Source organism: Ruegeria sp. BB5 (assembly GCF_056539405.1).
In genome coordinates, this window is record NZ_JBQFUX010000001.1 from 417,081 (window position 1) to 441,325 (window position 24,245).

General features: G+C 56.2%; 22 protein-coding genes and 1 pseudogene. 20 read left to right on the forward strand and 3 right to left on the reverse strand.

Annotated elements, in window-relative coordinates:
• Nucleotides 1–7 precede the first annotated feature (7 nt).
• Entirely contained in the window at nt 8–595 is a 588-nt protein-coding gene (locus ACR0DL_RS02090; protein WP_480646216.1) for a TetR/AcrR family transcriptional regulator, read from the forward strand.
• Between the two features lie 263 nt (nt 596–858).
• A pseudogene (locus ACR0DL_RS02095) lies at nt 859–1,545 on the forward strand (IS6 family transposase).
• Nucleotides 1,546–1,732: 187 nt separating this feature from the next.
• Here the strand turns inward: ACR0DL_RS02095 and ACR0DL_RS02100 are convergent.
• On the reverse strand, nt 1,733–2,338 hold the full coding sequence (locus ACR0DL_RS02100) for a helix-turn-helix domain-containing protein (RefSeq protein ID WP_170357727.1): 606 nt from the start codon (nt 2,336–2,338) through the stop codon (nt 1,733–1,735).
• A 114-nt stretch (nt 2,339–2,452) separates the two neighbouring features.
• Here ACR0DL_RS02100 and ACR0DL_RS02105 point away from each other — a divergent pair, with 114 nt between their 5' ends.
• The 10 genes from ACR0DL_RS02105 to ACR0DL_RS02150 all read left to right on the forward strand — a co-directional run bounded on the left by ACR0DL_RS02105 (nt 2,453) and on the right by ACR0DL_RS02150 (nt 11,803).
• Complete coding sequence (locus ACR0DL_RS02105; protein ID WP_170409251.1) at nt 2,453–3,643, forward strand: LLM class flavin-dependent oxidoreductase; 1,191 nt, start codon at nt 2,453–2,455, stop codon at nt 3,641–3,643.
• Nucleotides 3,636–4,313, forward strand: a complete 678-nt coding sequence (locus ACR0DL_RS02110) for a glutathione S-transferase family protein (protein ID WP_480687360.1) — start codon at nt 3,636–3,638, stop codon at nt 4,311–4,313. Before ACR0DL_RS02105 ends, ACR0DL_RS02110 begins: the two co-directional genes overlap by 8 nt.
• Complete coding sequence (locus ACR0DL_RS02115) at nt 4,310–4,795, forward strand: flavin reductase family protein (RefSeq protein WP_480687362.1); 486 nt, start codon at nt 4,310–4,312, stop codon at nt 4,793–4,795. Before ACR0DL_RS02110 ends, ACR0DL_RS02115 begins: the two co-directional genes overlap by 4 nt.
• Nucleotides 4,792–5,688 carry an alpha/beta hydrolase gene (locus ACR0DL_RS02120; RefSeq protein ID WP_480687364.1) on the forward strand — a complete coding sequence of 299 codons (897 nt, stop codon included), beginning with the start codon at nt 4,792–4,794 and terminating at the stop codon, nt 5,686–5,688. Before ACR0DL_RS02115 ends, ACR0DL_RS02120 begins: the two co-directional genes overlap by 4 nt.
• Nucleotides 5,685–6,059, forward strand: coding sequence for a nuclear transport factor 2 family protein (locus ACR0DL_RS02125; protein WP_480687366.1), 375 nt, complete (start codon nt 5,685–5,687; stop codon nt 6,057–6,059). The genes ACR0DL_RS02120 and ACR0DL_RS02125 overlap by 4 nt, the downstream gene beginning before the upstream one ends.
• A 512-nt stretch (nt 6,060–6,571) precedes the next feature.
• Nucleotides 6,572–7,918: a substrate-binding protein gene (locus tag ACR0DL_RS02130; protein ID WP_170348210.1), complete on the forward strand. Its 1,347-nt coding sequence runs from the start codon at nt 6,572–6,574 to the stop codon at nt 7,916–7,918.
• A 112-nt stretch (nt 7,919–8,030) separates the two neighbouring features.
• A complete protein-coding gene (locus ACR0DL_RS02135; RefSeq protein WP_425080889.1) occupies nt 8,031–9,062 on the forward strand; it encodes a branched-chain amino acid ABC transporter permease in 1,032 nt (343 codons plus the stop codon).
• Nucleotides 9,063–9,066: 4 nt separating this feature from the next.
• Nucleotides 9,067–10,272: a branched-chain amino acid ABC transporter permease gene (locus tag ACR0DL_RS02140; protein ID WP_170513086.1), complete on the forward strand. Its 1,206-nt coding sequence runs from the start codon at nt 9,067–9,069 to the stop codon at nt 10,270–10,272.
• A 10-nt stretch (nt 10,273–10,282) separates the two neighbouring features.
• Complete coding sequence (locus ACR0DL_RS02145) at nt 10,283–11,038, forward strand: ABC transporter ATP-binding protein (RefSeq protein WP_170409253.1); 756 nt, start codon at nt 10,283–10,285, stop codon at nt 11,036–11,038.
• 9 nt (nt 11,039–11,047) lie between these two features.
• The gene (locus ACR0DL_RS02150) at nt 11,048–11,803 is read left to right on the forward strand and encodes an ABC transporter ATP-binding protein (protein WP_170348214.1); all 756 of its coding nucleotides are present in this window, start codon (nt 11,048–11,050) and stop codon (nt 11,801–11,803) included.
• A 110-nt stretch (nt 11,804–11,913) separates the two neighbouring features.
• Here ACR0DL_RS02150 and ACR0DL_RS02155 read toward each other — a convergent pair whose 3' ends face one another.
• The gene (locus ACR0DL_RS02155) at nt 11,914–12,882 is read right to left on the reverse strand and encodes a LysR family transcriptional regulator (RefSeq protein WP_480687368.1); all 969 of its coding nucleotides are present in this window, start codon (nt 12,880–12,882) and stop codon (nt 11,914–11,916) included.
• A gap of 127 nt (nt 12,883–13,009) precedes the next feature.
• Between ACR0DL_RS02155 and ACR0DL_RS02160 the strand changes: the two genes are divergently transcribed.
• From ACR0DL_RS02160 to ACR0DL_RS02185, 6 genes are all read left to right on the forward strand, one after another.
• Nucleotides 13,010–14,017, forward strand: a complete 1,008-nt coding sequence (locus ACR0DL_RS02160) for a TAXI family TRAP transporter solute-binding subunit (RefSeq protein ID WP_170348216.1) — start codon at nt 13,010–13,012, stop codon at nt 14,015–14,017.
• Nucleotides 14,018–14,098: 81 nt separating this feature from the next.
• Nucleotides 14,099–16,312, forward strand: coding sequence for a TRAP transporter permease (locus ACR0DL_RS02165; RefSeq protein WP_480687370.1), 2,214 nt, complete (start codon nt 14,099–14,101; stop codon nt 16,310–16,312).
• Nucleotides 16,313–16,316: 4 nt separating this feature from the next.
• Nucleotides 16,317–17,555 (forward strand): NAD(P)/FAD-dependent oxidoreductase, encoded by a 1,239-nt coding sequence (locus tag ACR0DL_RS02170; protein WP_480687372.1) that lies wholly within the window; start codon nt 16,317–16,319, stop codon nt 17,553–17,555.
• 37 nt (nt 17,556–17,592) lie between these two features.
• A complete protein-coding gene (locus ACR0DL_RS02175; protein ID WP_425080888.1) occupies nt 17,593–18,333 on the forward strand; it encodes an aspartate/glutamate racemase family protein in 741 nt (246 codons plus the stop codon).
• Between the two features lie 111 nt (nt 18,334–18,444).
• The gene (locus ACR0DL_RS02180) at nt 18,445–19,179 is read left to right on the forward strand and encodes a TSUP family transporter (protein ID WP_170374685.1); all 735 of its coding nucleotides are present in this window, start codon (nt 18,445–18,447) and stop codon (nt 19,177–19,179) included.
• Between the two features lie 7 nt (nt 19,180–19,186).
• Nucleotides 19,187–20,206 carry a D-cysteine desulfhydrase family protein gene (locus tag ACR0DL_RS02185; RefSeq protein ID WP_480687374.1) on the forward strand — a complete coding sequence of 340 codons (1,020 nt, stop codon included), beginning with the start codon at nt 19,187–19,189 and terminating at the stop codon, nt 20,204–20,206.
• A gap of 13 nt (nt 20,207–20,219) precedes the next feature.
• Here the strand turns inward: ACR0DL_RS02185 and ACR0DL_RS02190 are convergent, their stop codons facing one another.
• Nucleotides 20,220–21,098, reverse strand: coding sequence for a LysR substrate-binding domain-containing protein (locus ACR0DL_RS02190; protein WP_480687376.1), 879 nt, complete (start codon nt 21,096–21,098; stop codon nt 20,220–20,222).
• Between the two features lie 247 nt (nt 21,099–21,345).
• On the opposite strand from ACR0DL_RS02190, the gene ACR0DL_RS02195 reads away from it, so the two are divergent.
• Together ACR0DL_RS02195 and ACR0DL_RS02200 are read left to right on the forward strand one after the other, a co-directional pair.
• Nucleotides 21,346–22,698, forward strand: coding sequence for an MmgE/PrpD family protein (locus tag ACR0DL_RS02195; RefSeq protein WP_480687378.1), 1,353 nt, complete (start codon nt 21,346–21,348; stop codon nt 22,696–22,698).
• On the forward strand, nt 22,695–24,230 hold the full coding sequence (locus tag ACR0DL_RS02200; protein WP_480687380.1) for a trimethylamine methyltransferase family protein: 1,536 nt from the start codon (nt 22,695–22,697) through the stop codon (nt 24,228–24,230). The genes ACR0DL_RS02195 and ACR0DL_RS02200 overlap by 4 nt, the downstream gene beginning before the upstream one ends.
• The last annotated feature ends 15 nt before the right edge of the window (nt 24,231–24,245 follow it).

A 24,245-nucleotide genomic window follows, 5' to 3' on the forward strand; every position in this document is an offset into this window, starting at 1 on the left:
CGCGAAAATGCCGAGAATGTCGGAAGCGGAAAAAAAGCGCAGTCACAACAGGATACTGGATGCTGCAGCGCAGTTGTTCCGCGAACGCGGGGTCGAAGCGACAAGCGTCGCTGACGTCATGAAGGCAGCCGGAATGACACATGGTGGTTTCTACCGGCACTTTGAGTCGAAAGAGGATTTGATCGCGACAGCCTTCCGGCACGCGATCGACGATGTTGTTTCAGGCATGGAACGCGAGGAATCCAGCGAAGGGCGAGGGAAGGAACGTCAGGACTACATAGCCAAGTACCTGTCCCAAGCTCATGTTCAAGACAGTCGGCATGGATGCCCGTTGGCGGCGATGGGAACCGAGCTTGCCCGCACCAAGGGCGCATCTCGGCACGCGGGCGCTCAAGCTTCGGATCGCATGGCGGCCCTTTTGCGGGACACGCCGGAAACCGGCTCGGACCAGGGCCTGGCTGCGATGGCACTCCTGATGGGTACGATCACTCTGGCTCGTTTGGCAGGAACTGAAGACGAGGCGGACCGAGCTCTGGAGGCCGGGCGCACTGCCATAGTTTTGCTGCAGGATCATTGGCCGAAAGGCAGGTCTTAAACTGCGGCAGGGTATTCCGCGAGATTGGCGGCTATGTTGTGCGTTGTGTGAATTCGTTCTGTCGTCGATCATGCAGCCGCAGCGAATGGCAGCTTCGACGGGCCGCACAGCCGCAATCAGAACCTGTGGTCAAGGTCGGCTCTGGGCCGACGTCGGCTGGCGTAATGCTGCAGGTCTGCCAATGACTGCGAAGGAGCCCAAAGGAAGGTCTTGTCAGACTAACTTCGCTTGGGCGGGGCAGGGCGGTTGCCTAGCTTTTGCCAATGACCAGACCCGCCTCTTTCAAATACTTCAAAACCAGTCCCGAGGTCATCCGCCTTGCAGTGATGCTGTACATCCGTTTCCCGCTCTCGCTTCGGAATGTCGAAGATCTGTTGCACGAGCGAGGCATCGACGTGAGGCACGAAACTGTCCGGCATTGGTGGAACAGGTTTGGCCCAATGTTTGCTGCTGAGATCAGTCGGAAGCGTGTTCAGCAACTGCGCGCGTTCTCCAAATGGAAGTGGCACGTGGACGAGGTTTTCGTGAAGGTGAATGGCAAGAGACACTACCTCTGGCGGACTGTCGATCATGAGGGCGAAGTGCTGGAAGCAATCGTCACCAAACGCCGAAACAAGCAAGCTGCATTGAATTTCCTCAGGAAATTGATGAAGCGGCACGGTTAAGCTGAAGAAGTAGTCACCGATCGCTTCGCGTCGTATCTGGCTGCTCTCAGAGAGCTCGGAGCTACCGAAAAACAGCAGACGGGAAGGTGGCTCAATAACCGCGTCGAGAATTCACACCTTCCTTTCCGACGACGCGAACGCGCCATGCAACGGTTCAGGCGCATGCGAAGTCTACAGAAATTCGCCTCCGTCCATTCCTCCGTCTACAACCACTTCAACCAGCAAAGATCGCTGACCAGCCGAGACACCTTCAAGCTGACCCGCGCCGCCACTCTTAGCGAGTGACGTCAACTTTGTTCCGGATAGGTTCGCGGTTTCCACGGCAAACTGAGACTGGTTCGAATTCGTCTGACAGCACCGCCATATTAAAGGCGAAATCGACCACCTTCTGACTGCCTTTTGAACCGGTCTGTGTGCCGACTTTTCACAATACAATTAAAAATTTCTGGCTTTGGTAACCTCCGGCCAACAGTCACCAAGTAATTCGTATCGGTGACATCGCCCAGACCATCGAGGCCTCTTTATCTGTTCGGTTGCGAAAGCGGTGTGCGATCATCGAGGGGTAGGAAAAACTGTCGCCTTCACGAAGGACAATGATTTCATCGCCAAGGCGCAGCTCGACTTCACCGCTCAGGACGATAGCATGTTGTTCGCCTTCAAATGAATAACCTTCCAGGGGTTCCGGTGGCGTGCCTGCCCCTGGGCGAAAGCGAGACAGTATCAGGTAGCATTGGCCAGACAAGGTGCTGGAAAGTAACTCGTCCTCAAAACCTAATTCATCAGTTGAGCGCGTGTACATCGCGGACAGCGCCCTACGGTTTTCGCGTCGCACGACGTGCTTTCGCTCAAGAGGCCCGTTGCCTTCCTGTTTGGGAAAGAACCAATTGGGTTCAACTGCAAGCGCATCGCTGATTTCGCCAAGCAGGTCGTTCGACACCTTGGCCGCCCCAAGTTCAATTCGGCTGAGATAGGCTTTGGAGCACGACACCACCTCGGACAGGTGTTGTAGGGTCAATCCACGCGCTTTGCGCACTTCGCGAATTTCACTGCCGAGCCTTTGGGCGTCGGTCTGAGACACGTCACTTTTCATGACTTCAGAATAAATGATTTTAGTTGACTTTTCGAGCTCAAATCAACTTAGTTGAAAAGAAGGGGAAAAATCAACTGATTTTCCATCGGCTGGGAGAAAGTTATGCGCTTTGATTTGATTGCCAATTTTAGCCCCGGTGAGACGATTCCATGGACGCGCACGCTGGAGATGATCCTCGAACAGTGTTCGCTGGCCGAGCAGGCAGGGTTCACAACCGCATGGTTCACCGAGCATCACTTTGCCCATAACGGTTATATGAATGCGCCGCCCAACCCGATCCAGATGGGGACCCACGTTGCCGCGCATTGCAAGACGCTGCGGGTTGGAACAGCGCCCATCATTTTGCCTGACTGGCATCCTTTGCGCGTGGCTGAAGATGCCGCGATGCTGGATAATATGACGCTCGGCCGTTTTGATTTCGGCGTCGCCAAGGGCATCAATGAACGCTCAACCCTCCAGTTCAATAAAGATGCGGACCGGCGCGACAATGCCAAGGTTATGCGGCTGTATCAGGAGAGCCTTGAGATTATCCTGAAAGCCTGGACCAACGAAGCGTTCACCCATCATGGTGAGTTCTATCAATTCCCTGTTCCCGGCTGGAAAGAGAGCAACCGGTTCTTTGACCCTCTGGATCCGCGTTATCACGATGAAGATGGCGAATACAAAGCGATGTATGTGCATCCGCGCCCCTATTCCAACCCTCACCCTCCGGTCTGGCTGATGTCAAATGCACCGCCCACATTCAAACTGGCCGGGGAACGCGGTTGGGGCGTGATCTCGATGGCGGCTGGCCCCAAGGTGACGCTGGCCTGTTGGGAGCCCTACCGCCAGGCCCTGTCGCAACGCGAAGGGCGCGAGGTAAGTCTTGGCGAGGGCGTTGGTGTCTGCACAGCGTTTTATGTCGGTGAAAGCATGGAAGAAGCGGTGAACACAATCCGTGGTCCGATCAATGCCTATTACGAATTTCTCGGCGGGTCGCGTCCCAAGGGGGAATGGACCAAGCACGGCTATCTGGATGTCGGCGAAGAGATGACCCCCGAAGATGAGGACATGGACTGGTTTGATTTCCTCAACAAACGCGGGATCATTGTGGTGGGTGATGCCGAATATGTTGCGGATCGTTTTGCAGAACGGCAGGAAACCATCGGCCTCGATCACCTCATGCTGATGCAGCAATATACCGGCGTACCCTACGAGAAAATTCTGGCCAGCTGGCATCGTCTGTTTGAGCATGTCGTTCCCAGGTTCGGCACGCAGTCCATCGCGCAAAAAAGGATGCTGGAACATGCTTGAGATTTGGGGGCGACCCTATTCGTCGAACGTCATTCCGGTGATCTGGACAGCGAATGAACTGGGGTTGGACTACGCGCTGCAACTTGCCGGGGGCAGCTTTGGCAAGCTCGACACCGAGATGTATGCGCAGATCAATCCCAACAAGATGATCCCGGCGATCCGCGACGGGGATTTTGCGCTGTGGGAAAGCCTTGCCATCGTACGCTACCTCTGTGATCGATACGGGGCAGGAACGCTGAGCCCATCCGATATTCAGACCCGCGCGATTGCGGATCAATGGATGGAATGGTCGGCAAGCCGCGCCTTTGGATCGGTGATCTATCTGTTCTTCGCAACGGTGCGCACGCAACCGGGCAAGCGTGACCCCGAAAAGATCGCCAAGCTGCGCGATGAGGCGCACGAGGCCCTGACCCTTCTGGACCGGCACCTTGCGGAGCGCACCTATGTCTGCGGTGACAGCTTCACCATGGCAGATATTCCCTTGGGATGTGTGGCCTATCGTTATTTTAACGTCGAGGTCGACCGCCCGTCCTTGCAGAATGTCGAGGCCTGGTATCAGCGGCTGGCGGAACGCCCCGCCTATCAGGATCACGTCATGCGCCCGTTCGGGACCAACCCCGATGAATGGGCTGCCTTAGAAAAAGCCTGTGCCAGCGAAGGGGTGTTATGATGGACCTCCGAGAATATCGCCGCGCACTTGGCGCCTTTCCGACGGGTGTTACCATTGTAGCCACCTATGACGCGGACAGAGAACCGTGGGGTCTGACCGCCAACTCATTCACTTCGGTCTCATTGCAGCCGCCGGTGATCTCGGTCTGTGTTGCAAAGTCAGGCCGGGTCTTCCCAACGCTGTCGCAATCGGATCATTTTGCGGTCAATATCCTGTCGGCCGAGCAGAAAGACCTTGCTATGCACTTTGCGAGCGATGTCGAAAACCGATTTACCGACACCGATTGGATCCCCGGAACCGCGACCCCCTTGATCCCCGGTGCCTCGACGCAATTGGAGTGTACGGTTCACAGCAGGGTCGACGCAGACGATCACGAGATCCTCTTGGGCCGCGTCATCAACTACGCCCACGCGCCCGCTCCGCCCCTTGTCTTTTGCCGCGGCGCGTTCTTCTCCGCGCCCCAGCCCGAGGCTTCATCATGAGCGATCATCTGACCTTTCACACACGCTTCGGCCCTGATGAATTCGACGCTCAATATAATCTAAGGGCAGGGCGACCGGACTATGAAGTGACCGTCATTCCCGGTTGGAGCAGCGATAGCGAGACAGCGCGCGCTACCTGCGATTGCAGCCTGGACTTCCGCTATGGGGAAGGCGAGAAGCAAAGGTTGGATGTCTTCCGCTGCTTGGACGCGGCTGCGCCGACATTGGTCTATTTCCACGGCGGCTATTGGCAGCGTGGTGACAAATCGATTTACAGTTTCATAGCGCCACCCTTTGTTGCCGCGGGGTTCAATGTTGTTGTCGTCGGCTACGATCTTTGCCCATCCGTGACCATTACGCGTATTTCAGAAGAAGCGCGTGAGGCCATGGCCTATATCTGGCGCAACGCGCGCGATCTGGGCATCAATCCAGACCGCATCACCGTGATGGGTCATTCCGCTGGCGGACATATCACCCAGATGATGATGGCAACAGATTGGCCTGCGTTTGGTGATGATCTTCCCGCGGACCTGATAAAATCCGGTATCCCGGTGTCACCGCTCAGCTATCTCGAACCGGTCCGTCTGACCGAAGCGCTGAATGCGGGCATCCGCATGGATCCAACAGAAGCCGAGGCTGAAAGCCCGATGACCAGCCACCCCCCGGTCACCAATGCGCCTCAACTGGTTGTGGTCGGCGGTGCGGAAACCGAGGAATTCCACCGACAGGCACGCATGTATGTCGAAAAATACGAAACAGCAGATCGCAAAGTGGGTCTCTATTTCGTGCCGGGCGTGGATCACTTTGACGAACTGAATGTGCTTGTCGACCCGGCAAGCCTCTTCTTCAAACACACTTGCGACATGCTTCAAGGAAAAGGACTGCAATCATGACCGCTTTGACCCGTGACCTTGTCGACTCGGTCGGCGACGCTTTTAACGCGAACGACATTGACGCTGTGATGAAGCATTTTGCAGACGACGCGACATTTGACCATGCTGTTGGCCCCGAAGAACATGGCATACGTCTGGAAGGTGCCGAGGCCATTCGCAGCGCCTTTTCATCCCTGTTTGAAAAGGTTGCGAACGTGCATTGGGAAACACTTGACTGCACCATTTCTGGAAACAAAGCCTGTTGTGAATATCGCCGCACGGCCACGCACAAGGATGGCACCAAGGAAGAGTTTCTAAGCGTCGACATCTTGACCTACCGCGATGGGCTGATCGTTCACAAAGACACGTATTATAAGCAACGCACAAGCTGATCCGACAGTCTCGGACGCAGCCAGAAACAAAGTCGTTTTACCGAACCTTTCCCAGTTTGGTGCCGCTGGGGTTGCTGGCCCGAGCGGCTGTGACTTCTAAAGCCAGGTTTTATTTCCAGATTGGGGTTAAGCGCTTTGGGCGTAGAAATTCAGGTGTTGAAATCCCGATCTTTGAACGTCATGTGTCCACTGGATGCAATCTTAGGGCGAGGCCGGTTTGGACGTTCAGCCGAGATGTATGATTGCGGATCTATCGGGTGGTGAAGGCCGAAAATTGTTGCCATTGAAATTCACACCTAAGCATATGAAAATCGGCAATGCTAAATGGTGGCGCACCATATTATTTACAAAAAATATTATTATTCGTGAATTTTTTTACAAAATTATGTTTCAAAAATAGGAATTTATTGAGGAATTTTCATTCCGCTTTCCATTATTGAGATGCACAAAAGTGCGCTTTTGTCCGCTGGAAGAGGAGCCAGAGGGCGAAAGAACGAAAATGGGAGGAATGAATGACCAACAAATCTGTCACACGCCGCGGCGTGCTGAAGTCTGGTGCCGTTGCAGGTACCGGTCTGGCCCTGCCTACAATCTTTACGGCTTCGTCGGCTGCTGCTTTCACCAACGAGCCGACAGGGGCATCTGTCACTTTGGGTTTCAATGTTCCGCAAACCGGACCTTACGCCGAAGAAGGCAATGACGAACTGCTTGCTCAGCAACTGGCGGTCGAACATCTGAACGGCGAAGGGGACGGGGGTTGCCTTAATACCTTCACATCCAAGGCGCTTCAGGGGAACGGCATCCTTGGCAAGAAAGTCGAATTTGTTACGGGTGACACGCAGACCAAATCGGACGCCGCGCGTGCCTCTGCCAAATCGATGATTGAAAAAGACGGCGCGATCATGATCAACGGTGGCTCGTCTTCAGGCGTGGCTGTCGCGGTTCAGGGTCTGTGCCAAGAGGCCGGCGTGATCTTTATGGCGGGTCTGACCCACGCGAACGACACCACGGGCAAGGATAAAAAAGCCAACGGGTTCCGTCATTTCTTCAACGCCTACATGTCGGGTGCAGCGCTTGCACCGGTGTTGGCGGCTGAGATGGGCAAGGAACGTCGCGCGTATCACCTAACGGCCGACTATAACTGGGGTTGGACCCAGGAAGAGTCGATCGTCGCCTCGACCGAAGCCTTGGGATGGGAAACGGTCAACACGGTTAAGACACCACTCGCGTCAACGGACTTTTCGTCCTATATCGCCCCGGTTCTAAATTCGGGTGCGGATGTTCTGGTTCTGAACCATTACGGCGGGAACATGGTGAATTCGCTGACCAACGCAATTCAATTCGGCCTGCTGGACAAGGTCGCCAATGGCAAGGACTTCAAGATCGTCGTGCCGCTGTATTCCGAGTTGATGGCCGCTGGTGCGGGTGAAAACATCAAAGGCGTCTTGGGGTCGATGAACTGGAACTGGCAGCTGCAGGATGAGGGCACCAAAGCCTTCGTGAAATCCTTTGGCGAGAAGTACGGCAAGCCTCCGTCCAACTCGGCCCAGACCTGCTATGCGCAAGTTCTGCTTTATGCGGATGCGTGTGAGCGGGCAGGAACCTTCAATCCATGCGGTATTGTCGAAGCTCTGGAAGACTTTGAGTTCGACGGGCTGGGCAATGGTCCGACTTGGTATCGCGGTGCGGATCACCAGTGTTTCAAGGACGTGCTGGTCGTGCGGGGCAACGAGAACCCGACCAACGAGTACGACACGCTGGAAATCGTCGAGATCACGCCGCGTGCGCAGGTCGAGTACGATCCGGAACACCCGATGTTCGCCGGTGGTGAACTGGGTAAGTGCAACCCGGGCGCTTAAGGCCTTTGGCTGATGTCTGACCGCCGGTCTCGGCGGCCAGACCCCTTGTGGCCGGGCGCTAAAACCCGGTCACGACCACTCAATTACACTGACCAATCTTGAGGTGGGGCCGATGGACGCCATCCTACTGCAAATTCTCAACGGGCTGGACAAGGGCTCGGCCTATGCGCTGATCGCGCTGGGCCTGACGCTGATTTTCGGAACGCTGGGTGTTGTGAACTTTGCCCACGGGGCGCTGTTCATGATCGGAGCGTTCTGTGCGGTGACCTTACAGAAGCTTCTTAACCTGAGTTTCGAAACGCTTGACGAAACCCAGAAGGACTTTCTGGGCAACCCGCTGAAAGTTGAAACGCCTTATGTCGAGGCCTGGTTCGGCCCCGAGGTCGGAGCCACCATCATTGACTGGTCCGTTCCGCTGGCGATCCTTTTTGCGATCCCCATCATGTTGCTGGTTGGCTATGTGATGGAGCGTGGGCTGATCAAGCATTTCTACAAGCGCCCTCATGCGGATCAGATCCTTGTGACCTTTGGACTGGCTATCGTGCTGCAGGAAATCGTCAAGTATTTCTTCGGCGCTAATCCGATCCAGACCCCGCCGCCAGATGCGCTGAGCGGGTCGGTCGATTTGGGCATCATGGTTGGGTTCGACCCCAACGCGATCATCTATCCGATCTGGCGTTTGGTCTATTTCGGATTTGCGGTGGGCATCATCGGTGCGGTGTTCTCATTCCTGCAATTCACCACGTTTGGTATGGTCGTGCGTGCCGGGATGGCGGATCGCGAAACTGTCGGTCTGCTGGGTATCAACATCGACCGCCGGTTCACCATCATGTTCGGCATCGCCGCTGCCGTGGCCGGCCTTGCCGGGGTGATGTACGGCCCGCTTAATCCGCCAAATTACCATATGGGCATGGATTTTCTGGTTCTCAGCTTTGTTGTGGTCGTTGTGGGCGGCATGGGTTCATTGCCAGGCGCGGTGCTGGCCGGGTTCTTGCTGGGTATTTTGGAAAGCTTTGCCTCAACAACCTGGGCAACCACTACTATCCCGGGCATCAATCAGATCATCATCTACCTTGTCGCCATCATCGTGCTGCTGACACGTCCACGCGGTCTAATGGGCCGCAAGGGCGTGATGGAGGAATAAGCCCATGCTGGGACTAAACAAAAAAGACACCGGCCTGCTGATCATCGTTGCAATCCTGACATTGCTGGCCCCCTTCATCCTGAACCCGTTCCCCGAAGGCAGCGCCATGGCGCAGTTCAATGCGGGTTACCCGGATCTGATGCAGAGGTTCGTGATCTTTGGCATCTTCGCCATCGGCTTCAACATCCTGTTCGGTTTGACGGGATACCTGTCTTTCGGTCACGCGGCCTTTCTAGGGGTAGGGTCTTATTCCGCCGTTTGGATGTTCAAGCTACTTAGCTACAACATCATTCCGGCCATTGCGCTAAGTGTGGTCGTCGCCGGATTGTTTTCGCTGCTGATCGGCTTTGTCAGCCTGCGCCGGTCAGGAATTTACTTTTCAATCCTGACACTGGCCTTCGCGCAGATGAGTTTTGCGCTGGCTTATTCGGTGCTATCGAACCCCAAGTTTAACCTGACGAACGGGGAAACCGGCCTGCAAGTCTATGCAGATGATCCGCAGATCCTGCAGGGCGCCAATTCACCGGACCTGCCGCACCTGTTCGGCTTGCCGATGCGTGCGACCTACACAATGGACGTGGGCGCGTGGAGCTTTGATTTTAACGCGGGCTATTACCTGTGCGCGGTTGTCCTGATGGTAGTGTTCTATCTGTCAATCCGCATCTTCCGGTCGCCCTTTGGCATGATGTTGCGGGCGGTGAAATCGAACCAACAGCGGATGAACTACACGGGTCTGAACTCGAAGCCTTACACGCTGGCGGCCTTTGTAATCTCGGGCATGTATGCCGGTCTGGCCGGTGGTCTGATGGCCGCGATGGACCCGCTGGCTGGTGCTGAACGGATGCAATGGACAGCCTCGGGAGAGGTGGTCCTGATGACTATCCTTGGCGGCACCGGAACACTGATCGGTCCGGTTCTGGGTGCTGGATTTATCAAGTATTTTGAGAACATCTTCTCGAAAATCAACGATAACGTCCTGCACAGCTGGTTCGCATTCCTGCCTGATGGGCTGGAGGATGCGGTTGTCTTCGTGATCCATCCGTTCATCGGTAAAGGTTGGCATTTGACGCTGGGCATCCTGTTCATGCTGGTCGTCATCTATCTGCCAGGCGGTCTTGTCGAAGGTGGCCAACGATTGCTCAACCGTTTTAAGCGCAAGAAATCTAATACCGACGATGCAACGTCGGGCAAAACAGAACCGGCCGAGTAGGGGGCGAACCATGGCAATTCTAAGAGTCAAAGAAGTCAGCAAGCGCTTCGGTGGTCTCAAGGCGCTGACGGATGTAAACCTCAATGTCGAAGAGAACTCGGTCCACGCCATCATCGGTCCCAACGGTGCAGGTAAGTCGACGCTGTTGAATTGTTTGGTGGGCAAGCTGATGCCGGACACCGGGTCCGTTTTGTTCAACAACAATTCGGTGCTTGGGTTGGAGCCGTTCCAGATTAACCAGATGGGCATCAGCCGCGTGTTTCAGACGCCCGAGATATTTGGCGAGCTGACAGTGATGGAAAACATGTTGATCCCGATCTTCGCAATGCGGGATGGGGCTTTTCGGATGCACGCCTATGAGACCATCGCCAATGAAAAGGCGGTTGTGGAACAGGCCGAGGCGATGCTGGAAGAGATGAACATGGCTGACAAACGCGAAATGCACGCCGCTTCGCTGTCCCGTGGTGACAAGCGGCGGCTAGAGATCGGCATGTGCCTCAGTCAGAACCCGCGCTTGCTGCTGTTGGACGAACCCACGGCGGGCATGGCGCGGGCTGATACCAACAATACCATTGATCTGCTGAAGCAAATCAAAGACGAGCGCGACATCACCATCGCGATCATTGAACATGACATGCACGTGGTCTTCAGCCTGGCCGAACGCATCACGGTTTTGGCGCAAGGCACACCCCTGGTTGAAGACACGCCTGAAAACATTCGTGGCAACCCAAAGGTCCGAGAGGCCTATTTGGGCGAAGCAGCGTAAGGAAAAGCTATGAACGAGAAACCTGACTTTTCGAAAAACGCGAACAGGGCCAGTACCGCACCTGCGTTTCTTTCGGTGTGGGATATGCATTCCTACTACGGAGAAAGTTACATAGTTCAGGGCGTCAGCTTCAATGTACACGAAGGTGAGATTCTAGCTCTTCTTGGGCGAAACGGCGCTGGCAAAACCTCGACACTCCGTTCCATCGCAAGGGTCGGAGAGCCGGAAGTAAGGCATGGCGAAATCTGGCTGGATCACCAACCGCTGCACAATATGACAAGCTACGAAGCGGCAGCTGCGGGTCTTGGTCTTGTCCCGGAAGATAGGCGAATTATTCCGGGCCTAACTGTCGAAGAAAACCTGCAGCTTGCGCAAATCGCGCCGCCGATTGGATGGTCGTTGGAAAGGTTATACGAGTTGTTCCCGCGCTTGGGCGAGCGCCGCAAACAAGAGGGAATTACGTTGTCCGGCGGCGAACAACAGATGCTGTCAATCGCCAGAGCACTGGCTAGAGACATCAAGGTCTTGCTTTTGGATGAGCCTTATGAAGGTTTGGCCCCTGTAATCGTCGACGAGATCGAAAAAACGCTTATTCATGTCAAGCAACAGGGCATGACTACGATCATCGTCGAACAGAACGCCGTTCGTGCTTTGGAACTGGCGGACCGGGCGATTATTCTGGATACCGGGAGCATTGTGTTTGACGGGACTGCGAACGAGGTGCTGGAAGATACCAATCTTCGGGAAGAGTATCTGGCGATATAAGTATCCTGTTTAGCCGCATGAAAAATCTAAAAATATTAGGCTTTTTAGGTGCTTGAAATTCGCTGATTTGGGCGGTTTCGGATAAACCATTGCCCGTCTTTCAAAGACAGTCAAACCTGCTGGCCACGCACGTCACCAACCCATTCTGTGTGGGGGTTGGCCTTCACTTCCTCGAGCATTTTCAAAACTTCTGCTTTCCATCCAGCCTTGATCTTTAAGGCCAACTGAGACGGCGGGCGATGAGCGGGTTCAAGGATCGCATATTCATACCTGAGCGGATTGCCCAAAGGTACGAACACAACCTTGCCGTTGGACAGGTTCATCTCGCGTTCAGTTGCGACGGTCAGCGGATCAACTATCGTGCAGCACTGGCCCGAACTTACAAACGGAATGAGCGGTAGGAAATACTGACAGGTCACGGTCGGGTTATAGTTGGCGGATATGTCCTGAAACTCTCGCCGGACTTTGCGCTGAAACGGATGGGTTGCGTATAGCCCGCCCATCGGCGTTCCGTCCAAATCGGAAATCGTAATGCTGTCCTGGGACGCAAGCGGATGATCGCAATCTATTGCGCAGAAACAGTCTGCCTGAATCAGTTCGACCGAATATTGTGCTTTTCGTCCGGCTGAATGCTCGAAATCAGCAAAGCCGAAATCGATATTCTGCGTTCCCGCAAGTTCCATAATTTGCGGAGAGCTCCGCGAGGACAACGTGATTTGAATGTCCGGGTTTTCACCCACCGACTGACTGATGAACCGCGGGAACAAAAAGGCCGAAGGGCCCGGCATCGTTGCGATATTCAGGCTGCCGGAATGCCCTTTGATCAAACCCTCCATGGTGTTTGAGATCGTTGACAGGCGATCCAGAATGCCTGCGGTCTCGGCCAGAAGGTAATGCGCCTCGGGGACCGGAACCAGCCGACGTCCTTTGCGTTCAAACAATGTCAGGCCCAAAGATTTTTCGAGGTTCTTGAGGGCAAGGCTGATAGCAGGCTGCGTCCGATGCAATTTCTTGGCAGTCTGAGAGATGGAGCCGGACTCCATCACCTCGCGAAAAACGGTGAGTTGGGTGAGGTTCATGCTCAATGTATAAGTTAAAATTTAATTTTGTGAAATATAACAAATTTGTATTTATGAGAATTGCCTTTACGCTTGCAGGATCGAAGTCGGGCGAACCGAATCCGACGTTCCTACTTGGGAGATGACAATGAAACTAGTGAAATGCTTGACTGGACTGGCTTTGGCTGGCGCGCTGGCCGCACCGGCGTTGGCGCAGGACCCGACCTTTTTCCGCATCGGCACCGGCGGTGCCGGCGGAACCTACTTCCCCATCGGCGGCACCATCGCAAACGGTATCTCGGCCCCTCCGGGTTCGCGCCCCTGTGAAGAAGGCGGCCAGTGCGGTGTTCCTGGCCTGATCGCGATTGCACAATCGACCACCGCGTCGGTGTTCAATAACGCGGCTGTTCAGAACGGTGAGTTGGAAGCTGGCCTTGCGGCGGCGGATGTCACCCGCTCGATGTATCTGGGTGAGGGTAAGTTCGAAGGTAAACCGCACCCCAAGCTGCGCATTGTCGCCAATCTGTTCCCCGAAGACCTGCACCTTGTGTTGCCAGCCGGATCGACGATCAACGATCTGGGTGATCTGGAAGGCAAGCGCGTCGGTATCGCGCAGGCTGGCTCTGGCACGCAGGTTGCCGTGCTGCAGATGCTGGACGCCTGGGGTGTTAACCGCGACAACATGGACGAAGCCGAGCTGAACAACAGCCAAAGCGCCGAGCGTTTGGCCGATGGTCAGCTGGACGCCTACTTCTATGCCGCAGGCTGGCCGGTTGCCGCGATGGTACAGCTGTCCTCGACCAAGGGTATGAACCTGCATTCCTTCAGTGACGAAGACCTGGCCAAGATCAACGAGATCATTCCGGCCTATATCCCCTCGGCCATTCCGGGTGGGGTTTATGAAGGTATCGATGGCGAAACCAAGACCCCCGCGGTCAGCGCGATGCTGGTTGTGTCCTCGGACCTGTCGGATGATCTGGTCTATCAACTGACCAAGGCGATGTGGAACGACAACACACGCAAGCTGCTGGACAATGGCCATGCCAAAGGCAAGCAGATCACGCCGGATACCGCGCTGGACGGCGTCGAAGCGCTGGGCGTTCCGCTGCATCCGGGTGCCGAGAAGTTCTATAAAGAAGCTGGGCTTCTTCAGTAATCAAATCACACCGTAACCTATCGTCCGGTGCCCCATTTCGGGGCACCGCACACTTGAATTATGCGAAATCAGGGGGCCATCATGACCGAGACCCAGAAACTTGATGACCACGAACTGACGGCCGAAGAACTTGCGGCCATCGAAGAACAGTTCGACGAAGGCGCCGCTGTTCGGCAGGTCACACCAACCACCGGTAAGGTCCTGCGCGTTGTTGCCCTGATCTTTGCGTTTTACGAATTCTTTACTGCCGGGTTCGGCCTGCCTGCCGACCACTGGCATATGGGCATCTATCTCGCCCTGCTGTTCATTCTGGTTTACGCGACCATTCCGATTATCGGATCGCAAAGCCTGTATGCGCTCAAAGTCAGCCGGTTCCGCATCGGCAACATCCCCCTTTACGATCTGGTCTTCATGGCGCTGGGTATCATTGCCGCGCTGTACGTCGGCTTCGCCTGGCGTGGCATTCCCTTTTTGGGGATCGAGGAGCAGACGTTCCGAATGGGTAACCCGAACGGGTATGACGTGTTCCTAGGTGTCGTCATCATCCTGCTGGTGCTGGACATCGCGCGCCGCACGCTGGGTTGGGTTCTGCCGCTGATCATCTGTGTATTCATTTCATACGCGCTGCTGGGGCCGTATTTCCCCGGTCTGCTGCAACATCCCGGTGTGAACTTCAAAACTTTCGTGTCGTCGATGTATTTCCCGCAAGAGGGTATTTATGGCGTCACTCTGTGGGTTGTCTCAACCATCGTGTTCCACTTTGTCCTGTTCGGCGTGATCGCACAGCGCACAGGTCTGGGACAACTTTTCATCGATAACGCCACGATTTTGGCGGGCCGCTATACTGGCGGTCCGGCAAAAGTGTCGGTGGTATCCTCGGCCTTCTTCGGCACGATCTCGGGTTCTTCGGTGGCCAACACCGTATCAACCGGCGCGCTGACTATCCCAAACATGAAGCGCCTAGGATACCCCGGCCATTTTGCAGGCGGGGTCGAGGCCGCGTCTTCGGCTGGTGGTCAAATTACACCGCCGATCATGGGCGCTGCGGCGTTTATCATGGCCGAGTTCCTTGAGGTTCCGTACACCACCATCGTGATTGCGGCGATCTTCCCAGCGATCCTGCACTATGTCGGGGTCTTCGCCGTTGTGCATCTGATGGCGCGTAAACTGAACCTGCAGGGTCTGGCCAAAGAGCAGTTGCCGCAGCTCAAGGCTGTGTGGGCCGAAGGGTGGGCGAACATTGTGCCCCTGATCGGTCTGCTGGTGGTCCTGTTCACCGGTTACACGCCGTTCATGTCGGCCTTCTGTGGTATTTCGCTGGCAGTGATTGCGGGCATGTCGCGGATCAAGCAACCTCCAACGTTGATCTACGCAGCCGCCTTCCTGGCCTTTGTCCTTTGGAAATTCTCGGATGGCGGATTTGATCTGACCATGACGGCCATTCTGTGCGGCCTTTCGGTTGTCGCAACGCTCAACCCGCAAAAACGGATCGAAGTGCCGGAGATGCTGCAGGCGGTCGAGTTGGGCGTGAAATATTCGCTGGCCGTGGGTGCGGCTGCTGCAGCAGTGGGCATCGTGGTCGGAGTGATCAACACTACCGGCATCGGGTTCCGCATCGGGTTTATGGTGACGCAGGGCGCAGGCAATCTGGCGTCGGATCTGTACAACATGATCTCGTTTGGCAGCTTCCAACTGTTTGCGATGGAAGACCTGCAACTGTTCATCTCGCTGGTCTTCATCGCCATCGTCTGCATCCTGATGGGCGCGGGTATCCCCACCACGGCGCTGTACATCATGCTGGTGTCCGTCGCCCAGCCTGCGCTGGCGCAGCTTGGTGTCCCGCCGATCGCCAGCCACCTGTTTGTGCTGTACTATGGGGTGGTCTCGGAAATCACGCCGCCAGTCTGTACCTCGGCCTATGCGGCGGCGGCCATTGCGAACTCGAACCCGTTCCGTACCGGGCTATCTGCCTTTACGCTCGGGTTGGGTAAGGTGATTGCACCGATGGCTTTTGTCTATGCGCCGGTTCTTCTGTTTGTGTCTTCGACCGGGTTTGACCTGTGGGAATTCACCTATACGGCATCAAGCTGTATCGCCGGGGTTATCGCCCTGTCCGCAGCTGTCGTGGGATACTGGTTGAGCCCGTTGAACATGGTGTCGCGTATCCTGATGGCGCTCGCCGGGGTCATTTTCGTGGCGCCGACCCTGACTGCCGATCTGGTCGCGCTGGCCGTGGCTTCGCCAGTCATCATCACGCAGTTGATCGCCCGCAATCGCAGTCATTCGGCGGCCTGATGAAATGACAGAACAAGTCACCATCATCGGTGCCGGCATCGTCGGCATCTGCTGCGCCTTGTCGCTGCAAGAGCGTGGCATTCCGGTCCGGCTTGTCGATAGGGGCGAGCCGGGTCAGGAAACCTCGTTCGGGAATGCGGGTGTGGTGTCGCCCTGGTCGATTATCCCGCAGGCGATGCCGGGAATCTGGAAGAAGCTTCCCCAAATGCTTTTGGATCCGAAAAGCGCGCTTTCGGTGCGGCCCAATTTCTGGCCAAAGATGATCCCCTGGGGTTTACGTTTTCTGGGCAATTCCGGCGAAAAGACCGTTCGCGAAGTGTCGGATGCGATGGATCTTTTGTGTCGCCCGTCAATTGACCTGTACCGTCGGCATCTGCAAGGCACTGGCAGCGAAGATCTGATTACCGACAGCTACTATGTTCATGCATTCCGTCGTCCCGAACAGGCTGATTTGGAAGGTCTCGACTATCTTATCCGTCAGGAAAAAGGTGGTGATCTTGAGCGCGTTGACGGGCACGAACTACTGCGTCTTGAACCTGCGCTGACGTCCGAATTCAAAGCGGCGGTGCTGATCAAAGGTCAGGCCCGTTTAACCTCGCCGGGGCGCGTTGGCGCGGTTCTGGCGGAAAAAGCCCGCACGCAGGGGGCAGAGATCGTAAAGACCGAGGTCACTGGACTGACCTTTGTCCAAGGTGGCGGATGGCATCTGTCCACACCGCAAGAAACGCTGCTCGCGCGCAACATTATTCTGGCGGCTGGCGTATGGTCTGCTGAATTTTTGAAACCGCTGGGTCTAACCGTTCCGCTTGTCGCTGAGCGGGGATACCATGTTCAGTTTCAGAACCCTGCTGCCAGCCTGAACAATTCGGTCATGGATGTGGATGCAAAGGTCGTTGCCAGCTCGATGGTCGATGGGCTTAGGGTTGCCGGAACGGCCGAGTTTGCAAAGGTCGACGCACCGGCCGATCCGCGCAAAGAAAAAATTCTGACAGAGCAAGCCAAGGCGATGGTGCCGGATCTTGATACCAGCCAGGCACAGTTCTGGATGGGTCGGCGGCCTTCATTCCCAGACAGCCTTCCTGCGATTGGGCAACTTGACGGGCAGGCCGGGCTTTTTACGGCGTTCGGGCATTCCCATTATGGCCTGATGATGGCCCCTAAAACCGGCGAACTGGTTGCCGATCTTGTGTCGGGACGCAAGCCCAACGTCGATCTGGCGCCATTTTCACCGACCCGGTTTTGAACCTGCGGCACACTCACCTTGAAAGGATTTGAATACCATGCCGATTTATGAAGGCGGTCAGAATATCTGTGGGGCCTCAATAGGCGTTCTTTGTCTTGAGAGCTATTTCCCCAAACCTCCGGGGCATATCAAGAATCCGTCCAGCCTGCCGTTTCCGGTCCTTTATGAAATGATCGACGGCGTTACTGTCCCGACCCTGCTGAACAACCCCACACCCGAGCTGCTTGACCCGTTCATCAAGGGTGCGCAGCGGCTTGAGGCCGAGGGCGTGCGGGCCATCACGGGCAGCTGTGGTTTCCTGGCCCTGTTTCAAAAGGAATTGGCGGCTGCAGTGTCTGTCCCTGTATTCGCGTCCAGCCTGATCCAGGTGCCTCTGGCCTTTCACATGACCGGAGCCAACGCGCCGGTGGGCGTGGTGACCGCAGATGCATCGGCACTGACGGACCGGCATTTCGAAGGCGTCGGAGCGGCTGGTATTCCCGTGGTCGTACAAGGGTTGGAGCACACCAGTGAATTCGCCGAAGTGATCCTGCGCAACACAAGAACCCGTATGGACACCGATCTGATCGAGGCCGAATTGATGGATGCAGTGCGCAACCTGAAACGGCAGTCGCCTGACATCCGGTCCATCGTTCTGGAATGCACCGATCTGCCGCCCTACGCCGCGCGGATTCAGCAAGAACTTCAGCTGCCAGTATTTGATCTGACGACATTGGCTCAGATGGCGCATTCCGTTGCCACGCGCAGCGCGTATTCCGGGATCATGCCCTGGACGTAAAAATCTGCAGGCCAGGCGCTTCGTGCCATATCGGAAAGGCATGGACCCCGGTCTGCAATTGCGGATATGCCAATCCTTGCAAGGGGTGACAATGACCAAGGGGGTGTGGAAGTGTCTGTCGAACTATCCATCCTGATGGTCGCCATCTGCTTAGGCGCAGTACTTCAGGTCGGGGTAGGGATCGGGTTCAGCATCATTGCAGGCCCGCCAATGATGATCATGTTGGGTACATCGACGGCCGTGCCCGTTTTATTGCTGTTGAACACCATTGTGTCCGTGGTCGCCACTGACCGGCGCATCCTTGCGATCGAACGAAAGACAACCCTCATCGGCATTGCCGGTTGCCTTGTCGGTGTGATCGCTGGCCTGGCAATCTACCCGTTTCTAAGCGAGGTGTTCGTTCTGACCCTGACGGCCTGCTTGCTACTGATCGGGTTGATTACAACCCTTATCCCGTTTCACCGCGCCATTGGTACGGCGGGTTTCTCAGCCGTGTCAGGGTTATCCGGGCTTGCAACCGTTTGGGCAGCGACGCCCGGGCCCCTGATGGTGTTCGGTCTGATTGCGAAAGGTCATCAGGCCAAGGAAGTCGCGAAGCTGGTCCAACCCATTGCTCTGGTCGCCTATGGCATCGCGTTCCTGCTGCATAGTTTGTCTTCGGTGCAGACAAACCCGTTCGGGCCGCAGTTGTGGGCGTTCGCTTCGGTTACTTTGGTCGGTAGCCTGATCGGCCGCGCCATCGGCCCGTACTTGCCGCAACCACTTATCACTGCAGCAATTCGGCTGGTTTCGCTGATTGCTTGCTGTGTTCTCTTTCAACGTGCCTATGCGATGGCTTATCTCTGAGGGGCAAATGATGACACGCACTGATATACTGGCCCAATTCCCACGCGCTAAGCTTATGTCCGGCCCAACGCCGCTGGAGCGCCTGAACAAAATGTCCAACGAACTGGGCATTGATCTGTGGCTGAAACGCGATGACCTGACGGGGCTTGGTTTTGGGGGAAACAAGACACGGCAGCTCGAATTCTATTTCGGTGACGCCATACAGCAAGGCGCTGATACTGTTCTGATCACAGGTGCGGTCCAATCCAACTATGTGCGTTCCGCCGCCGCAGCAGCTGCACGGTTGGGCATGCAGTCGGTCCTGCAACTGGAAGAGCGTGTGCCAGACATGGCCCCCGACTATTACACCTCGGGGAATGTTCTGTTGGCCAAAATTCTCGGCGCGGAACACATGAGCTATCCTCTTGGCGAGGACGAAGCCGGGGCAGATGCAGCCCTGCATGCGCGCGCGGATGAGTTAAAGGCACAGGGGCGCAAGCCTTACGTCATTCATCTGGGGCTACATCACCCTCCGTTGGGTGCTTTGGGGTATGTTACAGCGGGTCAGGAACTGTGCCAGCAGATGCGTGATTTTGATGCGGTTGTCGTGCCGTCGGGCAGTGGGGCGACACATGGTGGCTTGCTAACCGGCGTCGCGCTGTCAGAGGTGTCCGCGCCGGTCTTCGGTGTCTGCGTGCGTCGCGACAAAACCCAACAGCATACGCGCATGGAAACTGTCCTGCAAAAGCTGGCAGATTTGCTGGGCATCGAAGCGGACCCTCTGAAAGACAGAATTGAGGTTATGGACGAAGCCTTGCCCCCGGGTTACGGCAAGTTGAGCGCCAAGACACAAGCCGCATTGCAAAAGATGGCCCGGACAGAAGGAATATTCCTTGATCCCGTTTATACCGCAAAGACCTTTGCGGGGTTGTTGCATTTGGTTGAAACAGGGAAAATTCAACAAGGACAGAAGGTTGTCATGCTGCATACCGGAGGATTGCCTGCGCTGTTTGGTTACCAAAGCGAGTTGTTGGGCAGCCTGCAGTAAGACGGCCTGCTGCTTATGGGGTGGCGTCTGCAAGCCAATCCATAATTTTCAAAGCAGCCGCATTGCTTTGCGCGCGCTCTGTCAGGCACACGAAGTACCCCCGTTCAGTATTTAGGCGCCGTGAGGTCACCGGCGTCAATTGCCCAAGGTCAAAATGGTCCTGCAACAGTGTTTGCCATCCCAGGATCACACCATCCCCGTTCAAAGCAGCCTGCAGGTAGACCATGAAACTGGTAAATTTCCGCTCGGACACTGGCGGGGGCGGTGTAAGGCCAGTATCTGCGAAGAACGTATTCCAGTCGTCGGTGTGATTGCCCATTGTAAGATGGAGAAGCGGGCTTTGCGCCAGGGCCGCCGGGGTGTCAGGGATGGTGTTCGCGACTTTTGGATGCGCCACTGCAACCATGGTTTCCTGAAAAATCAGGCGGTGCCTGACCCCCGGCAACCTGTCCGGGTGGTCAAACGCAATGATGATGTCGGCATCAGGCCCATATGCGTTGTTTTGGTCCCGGGATATCAACTCGACCGAGATTTCGGGATGCGCGGTACGAAAGGCAGGCAGGCGCTTCATCAAGTAACAGCTGGCGAAGCCGATGGTGGTGTTGACGGTGACAACATCTTTGTCCGGACGGCGGCAAATCTGTTCTGCGGCGCTGCTGACCTGCAGAAGGCTGCTGGCGACAGCACGGAACAAAACCTCGCCTTCGCGTGTTAATGAGACGTTGGGGCGGGTCCGATTTAACAGTCTGACGCCAAGTTCCGTTTCAAGCGCGGCAACGCGGCGGCTGATCGCCGGTTGCTGAACATTCAGTTCTTGCGCGGCATGCGTAAAGCTGCGGTGTCGTGCAGCTGCCTCAAAAGCAGTAAGTAGTTTCCAATTTGGCGCGGCCATATCATTCCTCAATGGAATGTCGAGTATAAGGTTTTTCGATCTTCCTGAAAAAAACAAGCGGAATTAGCATTCTTGAAGAATAACAGCATTCCAAGAATGAGGTGCATTATGAAAGTGCAGATAGCAGTTCATTGTGATCCGCATTCACGGATGCGGCCCGAAGCGTTGGATTCGCCGTGCCAGACGCCGGATGAAGGTTTTTCTGAATGAAAACCACGGGTATCATCCTGTTAAACAAAGGTGTGCCATGACCCGACCCGCCCTTTGTCGGTTGGCCCGCTTTGTGGTTGACGATCCGCTTATACCCGACCCGGATACCCTGGCCGTGCTGCGCGATGGGGTGATCGATACGCTGGGCTGCATTCTGGCAGGTGTAAGAACCGAAGTGGCCTGCAAAACACGCGCAGCGGTGCAAGCTATGTCAGTGGAAGGCAGAACTGAGGTGTTGGGTGCCAAAATGACAACCTCGCGCCCGCATGCCGCGTTTTTGAATGCAGTTGCGGGACATGCGCTGGACTTTGACGATTGGGAATTGCCCGGCAATACGCATCCGACCGTTGTTTTGCTTCCCGCGATGCTGGCCGTTATGGGGTCAAAGGCAACGGGTCGTGATCTGGCGCAAGCCTATCTGGCAGGGTTTGAAGTCATCGCACGTCTGGGGGAGGCGTTGAATTTCGAACATTACGACGCTGGCTGGCATTCTACCGCGACTTTTGGGACTCCGGCCGCTGCTGCAGCTTGCGCGCGATTGATGGGGCTGGACGCATCGGAAACGACCCATGCGATGTCTCTCTCAATCAGTGCGATTGGTGGATATACCTGTCAGTTCGGCTCTAATGCCAAGCCGGTTCAGGCGGGGTTCGCTGCGCGAGCAGGGGTCGAGGCCGCCTGTTTGGCTCGCGCCGGTGTCACCGGTCAAGCACATGTGCTGGATCACGAGCGGGGGCAGGCGGTTTTAATGGGCGGGCTTGTGCCTGATCGGTTGCAGGCGGCGCTGGGCAAACTGGGAACGGGATACGCTCTGGCCGAATACGGGCTGGTTCTGAAACCCTGGCCAAGCTGCGGGTATACCCATCGGATCATGACCTGCGCACGTCGCCTTTATGGCCGGATTGATCCGACGAAAATCACCGCGATTGACCTTTATGTGCCCGATTTTCACGCCACCGTGCTGCCATTCGTGCAACCCAGGTCCATCCCAGAGGCGCTGTTCAGTCTGCCATTTGTAGCGGCTATGGGGTTGGTAAATGGTAATTTGACGCTTGCCGATCTCACGCAGCAGGCGTGGAAGAAACCGATGGTTGAACGCCTGATTGGCAAGTCGCGCGTGCATGCTTTTGCGCCCAATCAGTCCGGTCAAAACTATTCGGCCAAGGACCCAGACCGGCTTGTTGTGACGTTCCAAGATGGGCAGATCATCGAGGAAAGCTGCAGCTTTCCCACAGGTGCGCCGCAGTCGCCGATGTCACAATCACAGCTTTGGGAGAAGTTTGCGGCCAATACCGGGCCGGTGCCCGACAGCTGGGTCGAAAAGTTGCGGATCTGGCCCGAGCTACCTGCCGTGTCTTCGTTGTTCTGCCGTCAGGGAGAGTACGCATGAGCCGCGTAAGATCAGGACGGGCCGCCCGCAAAGCTCAGCGAAAGGGTGGGGCGGGAACTGGCCCAACCACCGCGATCTGGCCGGGCATCGAAGGTGGGCGATATCGCCCAATCTCAACTGAGGGGATTGCGGCCATCCACAAAACCACACTTCGCATTCTGGCCGAGATTGGCATGGCCAACGCGACGCCCCGCTGTGTCGACACCGTCGTTGCTGCCGGGGGGTTGGTTTCGGATGCTGGTCGGCTTTTGTTTCCGTCCAAGTTGGTGGAGCAAGTGTTAACAACGGTTGGCCGAGGTTTCACGTTGTACGGTCAACGGCCGGAATACGACCTTGATCCCAGCGGTACGCGCATCCACCTTGGTACCTCGGGCGCGGCAGTCCATATCGTCGACAGCGCGACAGGTGAGGTGCGCGACAGCACGCTGAAGGACCTGCACGACATGGCGCGGTTGGCTGAAGCGCTGCCCAACATTCACATGTTTCAGCGCACAGTGGTCGCTCGGGATATTCCGGACACTCATGCAATGGAGATGAATACGGCCTTCGCCTGCGCAGCGGGTACCGCCAAGCCAATCGGAACGTCCTTCAGTTCTGCCGAAACAATGCGTGCGGCGATTGAGATGTTCCATATGATTGCGGGCGGCGAAGCGGCTTGGCGGGCAAGGCCGTTCTGCTGTGTTTCCACGTGTTTTGTCGTGCCGCCCCTGACTTTTGCTGCCGAAACACTGGGAATAATCGAATGCGCAGCCGAGACCGGGACACCGTTAAAACTGGTGTCGGCAGGGCAGGCGGGTGCGACAAGCCCAGCGCCTTTGGCGGGCGCCGTTGCTCAGCAAACAGCCGAAGTTCTGGCCGGGTTGGTCTATCTGAACCTGCTGAATCCCGGGCACCCGGCGTTATTTGGTGCCTTGCCCTTTGTCAGCGACCTACGCACCGGCGCGATGTCCGGTGGCAGTGCCGAGCAGGGCGTGCTGATGGCGGCCTGTGCGCAGATGGCGCAATATTATGGCATTCCCTGTGCGGTGAGCGCGGGGATGACGGACAGCAAGCTGCCAGACTTTCAGGCAGGGTATGAAAAGGGCATCACCGAATTGCTCAGCGCGTTGGCGGGGGCCAATCTGATTTACGAAGCCGCTGGCATGTACGGCTCGCTTCTGGCGGCGAGCAAGGAAAGTTTTGTCCTGGATAACGACCTGATTGGATCGGTGATGCGTGCGACACGCGGGTTTGAGATCACCGAGGATGCGCTCGCCTTCGATGTGATCCGCGACATGTGCCTGAACGGTCCGGGGCATTTTCTGGGCGCGAGTCAAACCCTGGGCCGCATGCAAAGCGACTATTACTATCCCGCACTTGCGGATCGGACGACACCACAGGCGTGGTCCGATGCAGGATCACCCAGTCTGATCGCTTCTGCACGCGCCCGGACCGACGCGATTCTTGCCGGTGATTCAACGCCCGTGTTCGGGGCAAAAACAGCAACCGACATCGCGCAGCGATTTCCCGAGATTGGCAGGTATTTTCCATGAGAATGGGCGACGAAA

Bases quoted from the DNA above. Each gene is read 5' to 3' on its own strand.
- ACR0DL_RS02090 (WP_480646216.1), top strand. From the start codon at position 8: ATGCCGAGAATGTCGGAAGCGGAAAAAAAGCGCAGTCACAACAGGATA.
- ACR0DL_RS02105 (WP_170409251.1), top strand. From the start codon at position 2,453: ATGCGCTTTGATTTGATTGCCAATTTTAGCCCCGGTGAGACGATTCCA.
- ACR0DL_RS02110 (WP_480687360.1), top strand. From the start codon at position 3,636: ATGCTTGAGATTTGGGGGCGACCCTATTCGTCGAACGTCATTCCGGTG.
- ACR0DL_RS02115 (WP_480687362.1), top strand. From the start codon at position 4,310: ATGATGGACCTCCGAGAATATCGCCGCGCACTTGGCGCCTTTCCGACG.
- ACR0DL_RS02120 (WP_480687364.1), top strand. From the start codon at position 4,792: ATGAGCGATCATCTGACCTTTCACACACGCTTCGGCCCTGATGAATTC.
- ACR0DL_RS02125 (WP_480687366.1), top strand. From the start codon at position 5,685: ATGACCGCTTTGACCCGTGACCTTGTCGACTCGGTCGGCGACGCTTTT.
- ACR0DL_RS02130 (WP_170348210.1), top strand. From the start codon at position 6,572: ATGACCAACAAATCTGTCACACGCCGCGGCGTGCTGAAGTCTGGTGCC.
- ACR0DL_RS02135 (WP_425080889.1), top strand. From the start codon at position 8,031: ATGGACGCCATCCTACTGCAAATTCTCAACGGGCTGGACAAGGGCTCG.
- ACR0DL_RS02140 (WP_170513086.1), top strand. From the start codon at position 9,067: ATGCTGGGACTAAACAAAAAAGACACCGGCCTGCTGATCATCGTTGCA.
- ACR0DL_RS02145 (WP_170409253.1), top strand. From the start codon at position 10,283: ATGGCAATTCTAAGAGTCAAAGAAGTCAGCAAGCGCTTCGGTGGTCTC.
- ACR0DL_RS02150 (WP_170348214.1), top strand. From the start codon at position 11,048: ATGAACGAGAAACCTGACTTTTCGAAAAACGCGAACAGGGCCAGTACC.
- ACR0DL_RS02155 (WP_480687368.1), bottom strand. From the start codon at position 12,882: ATGAACCTCACCCAACTCACCGTTTTTCGCGAGGTGATGGAGTCCGGC.
- ACR0DL_RS02160 (WP_170348216.1), top strand. From the start codon at position 13,010: ATGAAACTAGTGAAATGCTTGACTGGACTGGCTTTGGCTGGCGCGCTG.
- ACR0DL_RS02165 (WP_480687370.1), top strand. From the start codon at position 14,099: ATGACCGAGACCCAGAAACTTGATGACCACGAACTGACGGCCGAAGAA.
- ACR0DL_RS02170 (WP_480687372.1), top strand. From the start codon at position 16,317: ATGACAGAACAAGTCACCATCATCGGTGCCGGCATCGTCGGCATCTGC.
- ACR0DL_RS02175 (WP_425080888.1), top strand. From the start codon at position 17,593: ATGCCGATTTATGAAGGCGGTCAGAATATCTGTGGGGCCTCAATAGGC.
- ACR0DL_RS02185 (WP_480687374.1), top strand. From the start codon at position 19,187: ATGATGACACGCACTGATATACTGGCCCAATTCCCACGCGCTAAGCTT.
- ACR0DL_RS02190 (WP_480687376.1), bottom strand. From the start codon at position 21,098: ATGGCCGCGCCAAATTGGAAACTACTTACTGCTTTTGAGGCAGCTGCA.
- ACR0DL_RS02195 (WP_480687378.1), top strand. From the start codon at position 21,346: ATGACCCGACCCGCCCTTTGTCGGTTGGCCCGCTTTGTGGTTGACGAT.
- ACR0DL_RS02200 (WP_480687380.1), top strand. From the start codon at position 22,695: ATGAGCCGCGTAAGATCAGGACGGGCCGCCCGCAAAGCTCAGCGAAAG.